Raw genomic sequence first — 14,199 nt, 5'->3', positions numbered from 1 at the left:
AACTCAAGCAGGATAAAAAAGCGAGGCAATGGGTGAAACGCTCACGCTGGGTACTGCTGAAAAACAGAGGTAATTTAAATGCACGACAAGATAGCTATCTTACTGAAATATTGAATATCAATAAGGACTTAATGACCACTTATATACTCGGCTCACAACTCAAAGAGCTTTGGTATTGTGAATCAGAAGCACATGCTAAGGGGCTCTGGGAGGTATGGTGGGCACAAGTGCAAGAGAGTGGAATTAAGCCATTGAAAGAGTTCGCACGAAAACTGAGGCCTTATCTTCACGGCATTATTGCATCGGCAAGTTACCCGTTAAACACCTGCACACTAGAAGGGATAAACAACAAGATAAAGCTAATCAAGCGAATGGGGTATGGATATCGAGATACAGATTACTTCTTCTTGAAGATAAAAGCGGCTTTCCCCGGAAAGCCGCGATGAACCCAAAAAAAGGCCTCACACTGTGAGGCCTTTTGAATAGGCAAGGTTTTTAATAGATCAGGCGAGTGTTAACATAACTCCCTAGAGTTCTTAAAAGTTAGTGTGGTTCTTAGAAGTTAGCGTGAGGGCCAAATACTTCGTAGTGAACGCGTGAACGGTCAACTTTCAATGCATCTAGCTGCTCTACGATGTTCTTCATGAAGCCCACAGGGCCACAAATGTAGAAGTCGCTCTCTTCAAAGCCTTTCGTATCTGAAATAGACGCTAGGTTCATTTGACCTTGGTGCGTGTTTTCACATGCCGATTCGCCTTTATCCATGTACCACGTTTTTGCTTCCCAACCTTTATCAGCAACAATGTCTTTCACACGAGTTGTGAAAGAGTGTTGGCCTACGTTTTCACAAGCGTGAAGGTAAAGTACTGGCTCGCTTTTCTCTTCAGTGTTTAGGAACTCAAGCATAGACTGCATTGGCGTTACACCAACACCTGCAGAGATCAGCGTAACTGGCTTGCTGCGCTCTTGGTACATGAAGTCACCCGCAGGCGCGTAAAGATTCACTTCATCACCGATAGCAACGGTGTCATGAAGGTGGTTAGAAACCACACCTTGTGTTTCTTGACCGTGACCTTCACGTTTCACAGAGATGCGGTATTGCTTGCCGTTCGGCTTATCTGATAGCGAGTATTGGCGAATTTCGCTGTATTGCGCGCCTTCAGGCTTCACTTCGATACCGATGTATTGACCAGGAGTGTAATCCAGAACGTCACCGCCATCTTTTGGCTGAAGGATGAAGCTAGTTACCAGAGCTGATTCTTCAATCTTATCTGCAATCACAAACGTACGTGATGCTTCCCAGCCACCTACCGCCTGCTTACGCTGCAGGTAAAGCTCTGCTTCACGGTCGATAAATACTTGAGCTAAGAAAAGGTAAGCTGCTGTCCATGCCTCTTCCACTTCTGGAGTGAATGCTTCTGTTGCCAATTCGCGCAGTGTTTCAATCAGGTGTAAACCAACAATTTGGTAGTGCTCTGGTTGAATATTAAAGCTTGTGTGTTTCTGAGCAATACGTTCAACGGCTGTTGTTAACGCTGCTAGGTTTTCAATGTTCTTTGCATAAGCCGCGATAGCTTCAAACAGTGCTACGCCTTGGCGACCTGTTCTTTGGTGAGTCATATTGAAGATATCTTTCAACTCAGGGTTATGCGTGAACATACGTTGATAAAAGTGCTGAGTTAAAGCCGGGCCTGCGCTCTCAAGTAGCGGGATAGTAGATTTGATGATTTCGATATGTGCGTTGTTAAGCATGAATTTACTCCGAACACTGAGTCTTATGACCTTTATGTCATTTTGACTACTTGAAAAATTAAGAATGACTTTTCGATTTTCTGAAACCTTAGTTATTTTTAGAAACTGAGTGATTTTGACTCGTTTTCGCTTCAAATAATCGTAAAACCTGATTAATACCACCTGATTGATTGAGATCAAGAATACTCTTTTTAATCAGCGTTATAATCGGGCTTCGATGACTCTTCTGCACAATCGATGCCAAGTTTATCAATCCCCGTCATTACTGGTTTTATTCTCAAAACCCATCTGATAAAAATGTCAAAAAGACCTTTTTTTTAGGTCAATAAGACTCTATTATGTATATAAACACACAGAGTTAGAGTTTTTTATGCAAGATATCTCCGCATCTACCCTCATGGAAATGACCATTGGCCTTGCAAGTGGTGTGAACGATCAAGATCGTTTTAATCGCCTCATCGATGCCATTCGTAAAACCATTACGTGTGATTGTGTCGCGCTTTTAAGCCTTCAAGGTGACACACTAGTACCTATCGCAATGCAAGGGCTCAGTCGAGACACGTTCGGTCGTCGTTTCATCATTTCAGAGCACCCACGTTTTGCGGAGATATGTGCATCTCGCTCTCCTGTTCGTTTCGATTCTGATAGCTCACTTCCTGATCCTTTTGATGGTCTGTTGATCGATCATGATGGCGATCTGCCAATGCACGCTTGTATGGGCTTGCCTCTACTATTCGGCGATAAGCTATTAGGGATTCTGACGCTAGACAGCCTGAAACCAGATGTCTTCGCTAATATTCCAGCGCGTAACCTTGAAGTATTAGCAGCGATTGCGGCTTCAAGCATGCAGATGGCACTGACCTTTTCTCAACTTGAGCATCAAGCAAAACAGTCTAAGCAGCTATTAGAAGAGTTAAACGTTGAAGCGTGGGAACGTGACGGCGGCGAGTTAATTGGTAACAGTGACACCATGGTCGCGCTGAAGAACGACATCGCTGTGGTAGCGCCGTCTGAATTCAACATCCTGATCCACGGTGACACGGGTGTAGGTAAAGAGCTGGTGGCTCGTACTCTGCATCATCAATCACAGCGTAAACGCAATCCATTGGTTTACGTGAACTGTGCTGCGATTCCTGAAAACCTTGTAGAAAGTGAACTGTTTGGTCACGTGCGTGGCGCGTTCACTGGCGCAGACAAAAACCGTTTGGGTAAGTTTGCGTTGGCCGATGGCGGTACCCTATTCCTTGATGAAATTGGTGAACTGCCGTTAGCTGCACAAAGCAAGTTACTGCGAGCGCTACAAAACAACGAAATTCAACCCGTTGGTCAAGACAACATTCAAACTATTGATGTACGTGTACTAGCTGCAACCAACCGAGACTTAAAAAAAGAAGTGGAAGATGGCCGATTCAGAGCCGACTTGTACCACCGATTGAGTGTTTACCCTATCGCGGTGCCTGCACTGAAAGATCGTGGTGACGATATCAGCTTGCTAGCGGGCTTCTTCCTAGAACAAGCGCGTCGTAAGCTTGGCATCAACCAAGTGAAATTCCGTTCTGATGTGCTTGTATTTCTGAACCGCTATGGCTGGCCAGGTAACGTGCGTGAACTTGAGCATGTGATCAGCCGTTCTGCTTTGAAAGCACTGGCTCGTAGCACTAACAAGAACCTAGTGACGATTACCAAAGAAGATTGCGGCCCACTGGACCAAGATCAGCCCATCGCAACCACTCAAGCGAAGACGACTCCGCTATCAACGCCAACTATCGATCTATCCGCAGGTTTGCGTGGTGCAACAGACGATTTTCAGCGCACCATCATTACTGAGGTGTTGGAAGATGCTAACTTTAACTGGGCACAAGCTGGTCGAGTTCTGAAAACAGACCGAGCAAACCTGACCCGACTATCGAAGCGTTTAGGGTTAAATGTGGCTAAGTCTCACACGATCGAACGGACAAAATAGATATTAGCGGTTTGTTGCGAGCATCTGACAAAACTTGTGTATATAATGCTGCAAATTGTAACGCTAATTTTAAATATGTAGAGAGAGTTATGAAGTTTATCCGTTGGTTCTTAGGTCGCGTCATTTTGCTATTGAATTTTGTTTTCAGCCCTCGTGGTGTGAAACGTTCTCAAGAAGAACAAAGCCAAGTGAATGAGCAAGCAAAAACGCACACGTTATACCAATTCGAAGCGTGCCCATTTTGTGTAAAAGTGCGCCGCGCGATGAAACGTCAATCGGTTCAGTTTGAACTTCGTGATGCAAAGAACAATGAACAACACCGTGCAGAGCTTGAAGCTGGCGGCGGTCGCGTGAAAGTGCCTTGCCTACGTATTGAAAAAGACGGCAAAACTGAGTGGATGTACGAGTCTTCAGACATCGTCGCTTACTTGGAAAAACAATTCGCATAAGCTCACAAGCTAAGCGAAAGCCAGATACAAAAAATCCCTCGAATGTGAGGGATTTTTTATGTCTGTTATTTGCGTATTCTTCAGTTGAGAACAAAAACGCTAAGGCTATTTGGCGACAATCAGCATCAGCTCTACACGGCGGTTACACGCCTTACCTTGTGCTGATGCATTGGTACAAGCCGGAACATACTCACCAAAACCGCGAGTATAAATCGAACGGCTCGACACGTAGTTGCTCTCTAATCGAGCTTTCACTTCTTTTGCACGCTGCTCGGATAGAGGATCATTGATTCGATCTGTGCCCGTGTTATCGGTATGCCCTTCAATCACAACATCGATATCTTGGCGTTGGGAAAGATAGCTACCTAGTGTGTCTAACCACTGGTTGTAAGCAGGTTCAGGGAATGCAGAGCCGGTTTTAAAGTTCACATGTTGCTCAAGCTTTACCATCACATGATTGCCCGGTAAAACTTCAAAATCGATACGGTTTTGTCTGAGGAAAACTTCTAGCGGATCATTGGTTGATACGCCACGACCATAGTTGGTGGTAATGGTTGTTTGCTGACGAGAATTGCTCTGCATTGAGTAACCACGATTACTCGCGACATGTGTCGTTTGAACCACGCCCCACTCTGGGTGCATAAGATCGTAATCGGTTTGTGGCGCAGTCTCTAGCATATCACCACCAAGTAAATCCGTTGGTGACGTCGTTTCACACCCAGCTAAAGCTATGCTTAACATTATTGCTAAATATCTCATTACTTCACCAACCACTCATGCAGATAAACCATTCACTAATGTCTATATCGGCACCGAGAAAAAAACTTTAGACAAAAACTTTCGACAAAACAGTCTGCATCAAAAAAAGTGCTTTTGATCACAGTTAACCGTCAACTAGCCTGTCTTCGCTCGCTAGTTCGAACTGTTTGCATTTATTTACCTTATAATTGTTTTCCAATTCCTACTAAATAGTTAGAATCTCACGACTTCTCAACGCTAGAGCAAACATCATGTTTAAACCATTTACTAAATTCATCACAGCAATCGCTGCCGTACTAATTATCGCCGGTTGTAGTGAAACAGACGAGCCACAAAAAGGCGTTCAATACGAAGCGCTTCCTACCGCTCTAACAGAATTTAACCTGTCTCCGATCACTGAAATCTTCTCTCTTAACTGTGGTCACTGTCGTCAAATGGAAAGTGCAATTCCAGAGATTGAGTCGCTTACAGACCAAACTATTGGCAAGATGCACGTAACATTCAATGAAAGTGCTCAAATTAGCGCAATGATCTACTACACAGCAGTGATGCAGCTTGATGCGACACCGGACCATGCCTTCATGGACGACCTATTCGGTGCGGTTCAAATGGGTGCAGACGCGACTCCTGAGCAACGTCAGCAAGCGCTAGAAACAGCATTCACTTCTCGCGATTTAGTTAGCCCGTACCAACTGAACAAAGAACAACAAGTTGCGCTTTTTGACTACGTTAAGAAAGCGGAAGAAGTTTCAGTAAAAGGTCAGATCAACTCAGTACCAACATTTATCATCAACGGTAAATACCAAGTACTGACAGCAGGCCACCAAGATGTTGCAGGTATCGCGAAAACGATCAACTACCTTTTGACTCAACCATAATCACGGCTTTTTCCCACTGATTAACACATTTTGTATTAACTACGAAATTCAGCACTCAATATAAATAGGTTTTACTATGTCTAAATTTATCATCCCGGTCATTGTCTTTCTTTTGGCGGGTTTCATGATTTACCGTACTTGGACGAATCATAAGTCTGGTGCAGAAAACTTCGAACAAGGTCAACAGTTCCTTATCGAGAACGGCGCTAAAGAGGGTGTTGTCACGACTGAAAGCGGCCTACAGTACCTTGTACTTGAAGAAGGTACTGGTACAGAGCACCCAACAAAGAACAGCAAAGTAACGGTTCACTACCACGGCACTTTGATTGACGGCACGGTTTTCGATAGCTCTGTTGAGCGCGGCGAGCCAATCTCATTTGCTCTTAAGCAAGTAATCAAAGGCTGGCAAGAAGGTTTGACTTACATGGTTGAAGGTCAAAAAGTTCGTCTGTTTATCCCAAGTCCATTGGCTTACGGTAAAGGCGGTTCAGGCCCTATCCCACCATCAGCAACACTGATTTTTGATGTTGAGTTAATCTCTATCCAGTAATCTACTCGCTTGAAAGTGAGCATTACGTTAAGCCCCGACATGCAGAACATGTCGGGGCTTTTTATTAGTAAGTCATTACTTTAAAGCACCTTATCACTGGCAACCATCCAGTTGACACGAATAATTAAGTAGAAACACAGCCACTAGACGACTGGTCTAATTTAAATTATAGTATCGACCATGAACGAGAAAACGAATGACACACGCCTGCATATTTTGAATGTTGGCTATCAATTAATAGTGAATAACGGCTTCAATGGCGTTGGCTTATCACAGTTGCTTAAAGAAGCGGACGTACCGAAAGGTTCGTTTTACCACTACTTTAAATCGAAAGAGCAATTTGGTGAGGCGTTAATTCAACACTATTTTGAAAACTACATCACTAAGATTGAATCCATTTTGGTACATGGCGAAGGCAACCATAATCAACGAATTCTGGGTTACTTTTCACTATGGGCAAAGACTGAAAATGGCACCTGTAACGCACATAAATGTTTAGTGGTTAAGCTCAGCGCTGAAGTCTCTGATCTTTCTGATCCTATGCGCCAAGCTCTGCTCAAAGGAGCCGAAAAAGTCACTCAAACGATAAAGCACTGTGTTGCTGGTGGTGTGGATGATGGCTCTATCAATGTAGAAAACAGCCAAGAAGTTGCTCAGAACCTATACTCAATGTGGTTGGGTGCCAGCTTATTGAGTAAGTTAAGCCAGAGTTCACAGAGCTTGAAATCGGCATTAAGCCTTACCGAACAAATTTTAAAAGGTGAAAGCCACTAACGCGCACCGCGCCTTCTTCGTTTTTGCTACTTAAACTTGCTTTAACTTAAAAGAAATCACCCGCCCTCTCATCAATTTGATGAAGGCGGGATTTTTAGACAACAAGACTAGACGACTGGTCTAATCCTGAATGAACATAATATAAAATTAAGGACATCCAATGACTCCACATGACAATCGCCGCATCGTATTGGCTTCTCGCCCAGTTGGCGCACCGACTCAAGATAACTTCCGCTTAGAAACAGTGGCTACACCAACAATTAATGACGGCGAGATGTTACTTCGCTCGGTTTACCTATCTCTTGATCCTTACATGCGTGGCCGAATGAGCGACGCAAAGTCTTATGCAGACCCAGTTGCTATCGATGACGTGATGGTTGGTGCAACCGTGTGTCAGGTTGAAGCGTCAAACAACGCTGATTTCGAAGTTGGCGAATGGGTATTGGCGTACACAGGTTGGCAAGATTATGGTGTTTCTAACGGTGAAGGTCTTATCAAATTAGGTAAAGAGCCAAGCCACCCTTCTTACGCACTAGGCATCATGGGTATGCCAGGCTTTACAGCTTACATGGGTTTATTGGATATCGGCCAACCGAAAGAAGGCGACACGTTAGTTGTGGCCGCGGCGACAGGCCCTGTAGGCGCAACTGTTGGACAAATCGGTAAACTGAAAGGCTGTCGCGTCATTGGCGTAGCTGGCGGTCAAGAGAAATGCCAGCACGCAAAAGAGGTTCTTGGTTTTGATGAATGTATCGACCACAAGGCAGACGACTTCGCAGAACAACTGGCGAAAGCGTGTGACAAAGGCATCGATGTTTACTTTGAAAACGTTGGCGGCAAGGTATTCGATGCAGTAATGCCTCTTCTAAACACAGGCGCTCGTATCCCTGTTTGCGGTCTTATCTCGCAATACAACGCGACATCACTTCCTGAAGGCCCAGATCGCATGTCTACCCTAATGGGTACCCTTCTAGTTAAGCGTATTAAGATGCAAGGGTTCATCATCTTTGATGACTATGCACACCGTTACAACGAGTTTGCAACTCAAATGGCCGAATGGCTGTCTCAAGGAAAAATGCACTACCGCGAGCACCTAATTGAAGGCCTAGATGAAGCACCACAAGCCTTCATGGGTCTGTTAGAAGGTCAGAACTTCGGCAAACTTGTTATCAAAACTAACGAATCAAAATAGCTCAAAGATAGAATAGGCAGAATTATGATTACTTTACATCACCTGAATAAATCGCGCTCTAAACGTATCATCTGGCTACTGGAAGAGCTTGGTGTCGATTATCAAATCAAACCTTACCAACGAGACAGTGTCACGTTTTTAGCACCACCAGAACTGAAGTCTGTTCACCCTCTTGGTAAATCTCCCGTCATTGAAGACGATGGCGTTGTGATCAGTGAATCTGGCGCAATTACTGAGTACCTCATCGACAAGTTTGGCCAAGGTAAATTTGCACCGGAACGTGGAACGGCTGAATATGTTGAATATTCACAGTGGTTACACTTTGCTGAAAGCTCGGGCATTTTGCCTATGCTGCTTAAGATCTTCGTAATGAAAGACGGCTGTGAGACAAACTTCCTTAGTGGTTACGCAGACGATGAAAATAAAAAGATCTTAACCTTCGTTAACGAAACACTTGAAGGCAAAACCTATCTTGTAGGCGAAACACTCACCGGTGCCGATTTCATGATGTCGTTCATCGTAGAAATCGTGGGTAACTTTGGCGCCACTGCGCTCTACCCTAACATTGCTAAATACGGTGATCTTTTAGCAAGCCACCCTGCTTACCAAAAAGCGGAGCAATTAGAGTTAGAACACTCTAACTAATCCAGATTTGTTCCATTCAATGCTCCCATAGCATGAACATAACAATCTAAATGAAGCCAAAGCCGATTTATCTTCCGCTTTGGCTTCTCATTTGCCTCCATTTCGACAACAATACCGAGCTCTAACCGAATACCCATAGAGTTTGATTTTCATGTCAGCAAACCTTGCTCAATACACACCACTGCGCACGTTAAACCAAACAGCGAATCACGCGTTATCATTGCCAGAGCGTTTTACATTCCCGTATTACTATACTCCGCATCCAGTGTGCGAATTAGCGATGCAGCAGCTTCAACAGTCACTGCTTGACTGTGGTGTGAATGAAACATCGCAAGGTAACCTCTATGCCGTTCTTCTGGTTCAACATCCTCAAACTCAAGAGTTGGGCTACCTTTCTGCGTTTTCAGGTTTGCAGCTCGATTCGTCTTTGGAACCTCTGCTATCGAGTATCGCCTTCGTTCCTTCTGCTTTTGATAAGCAGCAGTTTCAGGCCCTAAACACGCAAGGCTTAACTCAACAAGCGACATTAGCTAACGACATTGCGAACCTAGAGAAAACTCACAACCTAGATGAACTGACCTCAACACTAAGCGAACTTAAAAACGACGCGAGCAAAGAAATAGAAGCCTTTCAGCTCACTATGGCCGCGAATAAAGCACAGCGCAATGAACTGAGAGAGCAAGCTAACCAAGAGAAAGAACTAGGAAATCTAGATTCTGCAGCTGAACTACTTAAGCAGTTAGGCAACCAAAGCAGCCAAGAGAAGCGCGATCTAAAAGCACTTCGAATTGAGTGGAAACAGAAGATCGCAGAACGTCAGTCACAAGTTGATACCATAGAAAACGATCTCAAAAGCTGTAAGCAAGACTACCAAGCCATTTCCGCAGAACTAGAAACCCAGCGTTTGTCTCATTATCGCTTTATCAACCAAGCAGCAGAGCCAAAGAGCCTGCTTGAATTATTGGATGGTAAAGACGCGCTTGAAGGTTCAGGTGACTGCTGCCTACCCAAGCTGCTTAACTTTGCCTTTGAGCACGGCTTTAAACCATTAGCTTTATCTGAGTTTTGGTGGGGATTGCCACCAACGGATACCATTCGACAACATGGAAACCTTTACCCTGTTTGCCAGAGCAAAAGCTTCGAGATCCTCGACCACCAGCTAAGCGGCATTGAGTTAGAAGATAATCCGCTTATCGTAAACCCCGCGGTAGGTAAGTCGTTTGATATTGTTTATGAAGACGAAGAGATCGTGGTTGTGAATAAGCCTGAAGAGTTCTTGTCGGTTCCGGGTAAGTTCATTGAAGACTCAGTTTATACTCGTATTAAAGCGCACTACCCAGACGCCACTGGCCCATTGATTATCCATAGACTAGACATGTCGACATCTGGCTTGTTGATCTTGGCGCTGACTGCCGAGTCCAACAAACACATCCAAAAACAGTTCATCGATAGAACGGTCGAGAAACGTTACACCGCTCTGCTTGATGGTGAAATCCACGGGGATTCTGGTGATATTAGCTTGCCGTTACGCGGCGACATCACCGACAGACCAAGACAGCTCGTTTGCCATGAACATGGGCGTAACGCTGAAACGCATTGGCAAACCGTCAGCACCAACAACGGTAAAACAAAAGTTCACTTGTACCCTAAAACAGGCCGTACCCACCAGCTGCGTGTTCACTGTGCTCATCCGCAAGGGCTTGGCGTACCGATTCGTGGTGATGACCTTTATGGCTACAAGCGCGAACGTTTGCACCTTCATGCGGGCTACCTAAAACTCATTCACCCAACAACCGGCGAATGGATGGAGTTTGAAGTACCTTCTGAGTTCTAATTTGCTCGTCTCATTATTGCCTTTACGTAGCTAGAACGAATCAGGGCCCCATATTTGATAAAGATATAAGGCCCTGAGACTAAACTGAACTATGTATTTTTATAACATTGGTGGCAAACTAGCAGTTAGCGCGCTAGCTTACCCCATCACATCTTTGCGCTGGTCAACGCATTCGAAAGAGCCCATTTCGAACTCACGGCAGATCCATGGTCGATTTTCATAGATAGTACACATCAATGTTTCCCTATCTACCGCTGAACACCAACCATCATCTAGACGTTTCATGGTTTCACCGCCCCACTCGTCGTAAGCGATATGCTCTTCTGGAACGCCAGTGTCTGTGATGATCATAACCTCTAAACGACAACAGCACGCCTGACAATTGGCACAAGTTACTTCAGGTTCGGTGATGTTCTTTATATCTATGGTCATAAGTGACTACACTGCTAAATTTTGCGTATAGTAATCGAAACCGCTCGCTACGGCTAATAAAGAAAACAGCCAACACGGTTTTCGGGCTGACAAAATTAAAAACGGGCGTTGTGATTGACTCACAATGCCCGTTAGATTTTTCGTTTCGCTAGATAGAAGCGCTATCTAGAATAGACTCGCGAAGAACAACTTAACGTAATCCATTAAACGCTTGAACAACCCACCCTGCTCGACCGCTTCAAGTGCAATCAAAGGTTGAGTTTGAACATCTTCGCCATCGACTGTGTAGTGAACCACACCTAAAATTTGTCCTTCAGCAATCGGCGCTTTCAGTTCAGAGTTAAGCTCGATAGACGCCGTCAGCTTTTTGCTATCTGATTTAGGCAGCGTGATAAACGTATCTTCAGCAACACCAAGCTTCAATGTGTCTTGATCACCAAACCACACCTTCTCTTCTGCTACTTCATCGCCGCCTTGATGCGGGTTTAGCGTGTCGAAGAAGCGGAAGCCGTAGCTCAATAGCTGTTTACTGTCTGACTCACGGCTCTTAACGCTCGATGCGCCCATAACCACCGCGATAAGTCTCATTTCACCTTGTGTCGCAGAGCTCGCTAAGCTGTACCCTGCCCCAGATGTGTAGCCTGTCTTCATACCATCAACGGTTAAGCTTCTATCACGAAGCAAGCCATTACGGTTGTGCTGTGTGATGCCGTTATAGCTAAAAGAGCGTTCGCTGTACAAACCATACACATCCGGAAGATCTTTAATAATCGCTCGGCCAAGCAGCGCGATATCATAAGGAGTCGAATAGAGGTCTTCGGCATCTAGACCGTGTGCGTTAGCGAAATGGGTATTTTCCAATTTCAGAGAAGTCGCCCAAGAGTTCATCAAATCAACGAAAGCATCTTGTGACCCGGCTACGTGCTCGGCAATCGCAACACTGGCATCGTTACCCGATTGAATGATCAAACCACGATACAGGTCCATCATCGCCACATCAGTATTAACTTCAATGAACATCTTTGAAGAGTCCGGGAAGTTCTTCGCCCATGCGTTTTCACTGATACGAACTTGGTCGTCCGCAGAGATGTTGCCTCGCTTCATCTCTTGGCCAGCAACATAGCTGGTCATCAGCTTAGTTAAGCTTGCTGGGTTTAACTTAGTGTGTGCATTGTTTTCGACAAGCACATCACCAGAATTAAAGTCGATTAACACATACCCTTTCGCACCTAAGCTAGGTGGAGTCGGTACGATAGAAGGTGCAGCGACGGCGGCATTACTAACCATCGCGGCGTTACTTACAATGAATATACTTAATAGAGGGAGAGAGTATTTGGAGAACAGTTTCATTGAATCAAACCTAAGTTAACGTTTTGTCCAGTATAGACAAATGCTAGCAAAAGAAGCGCGAACTTTACGTTGCTTTACGCAAATGTACCTTTAGTTACAAATAAAAAAGTATAATCTGCGATCTGTCCGTTTTTTAGACAGATAACATCGACTCAATGAATATATTTAGTACTTAGTTTAAGCGCTCGGGCATGCGTCTAAATAGCATCTCAACAAAGCCTGAAATGCGCTGTTTGCTTTCGCCAGATTCAAGTTGTGGTTGAATACCAGATTGCGCTAACGCTCGCCACTGAATCATGTCTGAATTTGGTACTGAAAACACGATATACAGAGATCCTTTTTCGGCCAATTTACCTTTGCCATCGTAAAAAGGTACGCCCGTAGAAAGCTGAACCGCATCAAAAATTGAATTGTCATTGAGCTCCGATTCTTCCGCGAGCCCGAAACCAACGACTACATCACCAATACTGCCGTCCTGTTCCAAACGGTATCCTTTCTCAGACAATTGCTCTTCAATCGCGTCACGTACCATATCGGTAACCAAGGTTTCATCGTACTTTTGAGAAAGGTATACCTGTTCCGAATGTGGGTGCCACGAGTATGTCGCCACACCATCTTTCATGAATTCGAAGTCACCGCTTGTCACTACACCATAGTCATGAGCTGCTGGTTGTTCTTGTGTGGTACAAGCCGTCAGTCCAACCGCCATTAAAGCCAACAGTGCCACTTTTTTTATGCTTTTTGTTGCACAAATGGATCGCTTTATCATTCGCGGAGTCCCTACCTATATAAGAATAACTATCAATTCAACCTCCAACATAATTAGTAATTATGTTAATAGAAAGGTCATTAAACGTTTGCGTAATCGCTAACCTTCACTTCTGCCCGTTTTGGGGGTTTAATCACAAAAACAGAGTTGGTATAGTCTACCCCGTTAAACAAAACCAGACCATTCGAGGCACGGAGCTTCCTCAATCATCTCATGAAGAGAAGAATTGGTACCGACAAAGTATCGGCAAATTTAAGAGGGTCAAACAATGGAATTCAATATGGTTGAAATTTTAGGTTACGCTGCGTCTATTATGGTCGCAATTTCATTAACAATGAAAGATATCGTTCGTCTGCGTGTCCTTAACTTTATCGGTTGCGCTCTCTTCACTGCTTACGGCATCATGATTGACGCATGGCCTGTTGCTGCAACCAACGGCTTTATCGCTTGTGTAAACATCTACTTCCTTGCAAAAATGCAAAAGGAAAAAAAAACGGAAGCGATGAAAGCAGCGAAAGCTTAAATTAGCGACTCGCATTTCAAAAAATTGTGAAAAAGCCCAAACGGTTCCTCTCGTTCTAGTAAGAACAGAAGCACAGTTTGGGCTTTTTTATGGTTCATCGCGGATTAGCGGGAACTAAAAACAAAAACGGTAGTAAGTGATATGGTTTAGTCGCCAAACAAAAATCATACACAAACTACCGTTTTCATGCCGAATCATACTTTCCTATCGTCATTCTGGGAAGGCTTTAAAATAGTAAAGTCTCACCAGACAGCATCACTTATTACACTAACTCTTAAACCGAACTCTGAGGCTAAATGCTTTTGCGGTCTTGAAGCCGAGGCTATCCA

15 protein-coding genes are annotated in these 14,199 nt (G+C 44.4%); 10 read left to right on the top strand and 5 right to left on the bottom strand.

The window, feature by feature from the left end:
* Window positions 1–446: transposase (locus L1D22_RS21675; protein WP_239829036.1), on the top strand; the 446-nt coding region annotated here is incomplete at its 5' end.
* Between the two features lie 109 nt (window positions 447–555).
* Here L1D22_RS21675 and hmpA read toward each other — a convergent pair.
* Window positions 556–1,752 (bottom strand): NO-inducible flavohemoprotein, encoded by a 1,197-nt coding sequence (gene hmpA / locus L1D22_RS21670; protein ID WP_239831205.1) that lies wholly within the window; start codon window positions 1,750–1,752, stop codon window positions 556–558.
* A gap of 370 nt (window positions 1,753–2,122) precedes the next feature.
* Between hmpA and norR the strand changes: the two genes are divergently transcribed.
* Together norR and L1D22_RS21660 are read left to right on the top strand one after the other, a co-directional pair.
* A complete protein-coding gene (gene norR, locus L1D22_RS21665; protein WP_176679568.1) occupies window positions 2,123–3,715 on the top strand; it encodes a nitric oxide reductase transcriptional regulator NorR in 1,593 nt (530 codons plus the stop codon).
* Window positions 3,716–3,804: 89 nt separating this feature from the next.
* Entirely contained in the window at window positions 3,805–4,164 is a 360-nt protein-coding gene (locus L1D22_RS21660; protein ID WP_239831204.1) for a glutaredoxin, read from the top strand.
* 105 nt (window positions 4,165–4,269) lie between these two features.
* On the opposite strand, the gene L1D22_RS21655 is transcribed toward L1D22_RS21660, so the two are convergent.
* Window positions 4,270–4,905 (bottom strand): OmpA family protein, encoded by a 636-nt coding sequence (locus L1D22_RS21655; protein WP_239831203.1) that lies wholly within the window; start codon window positions 4,903–4,905, stop codon window positions 4,270–4,272.
* A gap of 269 nt (window positions 4,906–5,174) precedes the next feature.
* On the opposite strand from L1D22_RS21655, the gene L1D22_RS21650 reads away from it, so the two are divergent.
* From L1D22_RS21650 to L1D22_RS21625, 6 genes are all read left to right on the top strand, one after another.
* Window positions 5,175–5,801 carry a thioredoxin domain-containing protein gene (locus tag L1D22_RS21650; protein WP_239831202.1) on the top strand — a complete coding sequence of 209 codons (627 nt, stop codon included), beginning with the start codon at window positions 5,175–5,177 and terminating at the stop codon, window positions 5,799–5,801.
* A gap of 76 nt (window positions 5,802–5,877) precedes the next feature.
* Entirely contained in the window at window positions 5,878–6,351 is a 474-nt protein-coding gene (locus tag L1D22_RS21645; RefSeq protein WP_239831201.1) for an FKBP-type peptidyl-prolyl cis-trans isomerase, read from the top strand.
* A gap of 180 nt (window positions 6,352–6,531) precedes the next feature.
* Window positions 6,532–7,125 carry a TetR/AcrR family transcriptional regulator gene (locus L1D22_RS21640; RefSeq protein ID WP_239831200.1) on the top strand — a complete coding sequence of 198 codons (594 nt, stop codon included), beginning with the start codon at window positions 6,532–6,534 and terminating at the stop codon, window positions 7,123–7,125.
* A gap of 160 nt (window positions 7,126–7,285) precedes the next feature.
* The gene (locus L1D22_RS21635; RefSeq protein ID WP_239831199.1) at window positions 7,286–8,317 is read left to right on the top strand and encodes an NADP-dependent oxidoreductase; all 1,032 of its coding nucleotides are present in this window, start codon (window positions 7,286–7,288) and stop codon (window positions 8,315–8,317) included.
* A 24-nt stretch (window positions 8,318–8,341) separates the two neighbouring features.
* Window positions 8,342–8,962 (top strand): glutathione S-transferase, encoded by a 621-nt coding sequence (locus L1D22_RS21630; protein WP_239831198.1) that lies wholly within the window; start codon window positions 8,342–8,344, stop codon window positions 8,960–8,962.
* Window positions 8,963–9,113: 151 nt separating this feature from the next.
* Window positions 9,114–10,796, top strand: a complete 1,683-nt coding sequence (locus L1D22_RS21625) for an RluA family pseudouridine synthase (RefSeq protein WP_239831197.1) — start codon at window positions 9,114–9,116, stop codon at window positions 10,794–10,796.
* A gap of 138 nt (window positions 10,797–10,934) precedes the next feature.
* Here the strand turns inward: L1D22_RS21625 and L1D22_RS21620 are convergent, their stop codons facing one another.
* The 3 genes from L1D22_RS21620 to L1D22_RS21610 all read right to left on the bottom strand — a co-directional run bounded on the left by L1D22_RS21620 (window position 10,935) and on the right by L1D22_RS21610 (window position 13,347).
* Window positions 10,935–11,228 (bottom strand): YkgJ family cysteine cluster protein, encoded by a 294-nt coding sequence (locus L1D22_RS21620; RefSeq protein WP_123300761.1) that lies wholly within the window; start codon window positions 11,226–11,228, stop codon window positions 10,935–10,937.
* A gap of 165 nt (window positions 11,229–11,393) precedes the next feature.
* The gene (locus L1D22_RS21615; protein ID WP_239831196.1) at window positions 11,394–12,578 is read right to left on the bottom strand and encodes a D-alanyl-D-alanine carboxypeptidase family protein; all 1,185 of its coding nucleotides are present in this window, start codon (window positions 12,576–12,578) and stop codon (window positions 11,394–11,396) included.
* A 172-nt stretch (window positions 12,579–12,750) separates the two neighbouring features.
* A complete protein-coding gene (locus L1D22_RS21610) occupies window positions 12,751–13,347 on the bottom strand; it encodes a DUF4136 domain-containing protein (protein ID WP_239831195.1) in 597 nt (198 codons plus the stop codon).
* A 268-nt stretch (window positions 13,348–13,615) separates the two neighbouring features.
* On the opposite strand from L1D22_RS21610, the gene L1D22_RS21605 reads away from it, so the two are divergent.
* Window positions 13,616–13,870 (top strand): YgjV family protein, encoded by a 255-nt coding sequence (locus L1D22_RS21605; RefSeq protein WP_017068159.1) that lies wholly within the window; start codon window positions 13,616–13,618, stop codon window positions 13,868–13,870.
* Window positions 13,871–14,199 lie beyond the last annotated feature (329 nt).

Origin of the sequence: Vibrio sp. Isolate34 (genome assembly GCF_022397915.1) — a bacterium.
Classification (GTDB): domain Bacteria; phylum Pseudomonadota; class Gammaproteobacteria; order Enterobacterales; family Vibrionaceae; genus Vibrio.
Note: the sequence above shows the minus strand (reverse complement) of the source record. Positions and strands in the feature narration are given on the sequence as shown.

Coding starts and splice junctions, on each gene's coding strand:
- L1D22_RS21615 (WP_239831196.1), bottom strand. CDS start 12,578: ATGAAACTGTTCTCCAAATACTCTCTCCCTCTATTAAGTATATTCATT.
- L1D22_RS21630 (WP_239831198.1), top strand. CDS start 8,342: ATGATTACTTTACATCACCTGAATAAATCGCGCTCTAAACGTATCATC.
- L1D22_RS21640 (WP_239831200.1), top strand. CDS start 6,532: ATGAACGAGAAAACGAATGACACACGCCTGCATATTTTGAATGTTGGC.
- L1D22_RS21605 (WP_017068159.1), top strand. CDS start 13,616: ATGGAATTCAATATGGTTGAAATTTTAGGTTACGCTGCGTCTATTATG.
- L1D22_RS21625 (WP_239831197.1), top strand. CDS start 9,114: ATGTCAGCAAACCTTGCTCAATACACACCACTGCGCACGTTAAACCAA.
- L1D22_RS21620 (WP_123300761.1), bottom strand. CDS start 11,228: ATGACCATAGATATAAAGAACATCACCGAACCTGAAGTAACTTGTGCC.
- hmpA (WP_239831205.1), bottom strand. CDS start 1,752: ATGCTTAACAACGCACATATCGAAATCATCAAATCTACTATCCCGCTA.
- L1D22_RS21610 (WP_239831195.1), bottom strand. CDS start 13,347: ATGATAAAGCGATCCATTTGTGCAACAAAAAGCATAAAAAAAGTGGCA.
- norR (WP_176679568.1), top strand. CDS start 2,123: ATGCAAGATATCTCCGCATCTACCCTCATGGAAATGACCATTGGCCTT.
- L1D22_RS21635 (WP_239831199.1), top strand. CDS start 7,286: ATGACTCCACATGACAATCGCCGCATCGTATTGGCTTCTCGCCCAGTT.
- L1D22_RS21650 (WP_239831202.1), top strand. CDS start 5,175: ATGTTTAAACCATTTACTAAATTCATCACAGCAATCGCTGCCGTACTA.
- L1D22_RS21660 (WP_239831204.1), top strand. CDS start 3,805: ATGAAGTTTATCCGTTGGTTCTTAGGTCGCGTCATTTTGCTATTGAAT.
- L1D22_RS21655 (WP_239831203.1), bottom strand. CDS start 4,905: ATGTTAAGCATAGCTTTAGCTGGGTGTGAAACGACGTCACCAACGGAT.
- L1D22_RS21645 (WP_239831201.1), top strand. CDS start 5,878: ATGTCTAAATTTATCATCCCGGTCATTGTCTTTCTTTTGGCGGGTTTC.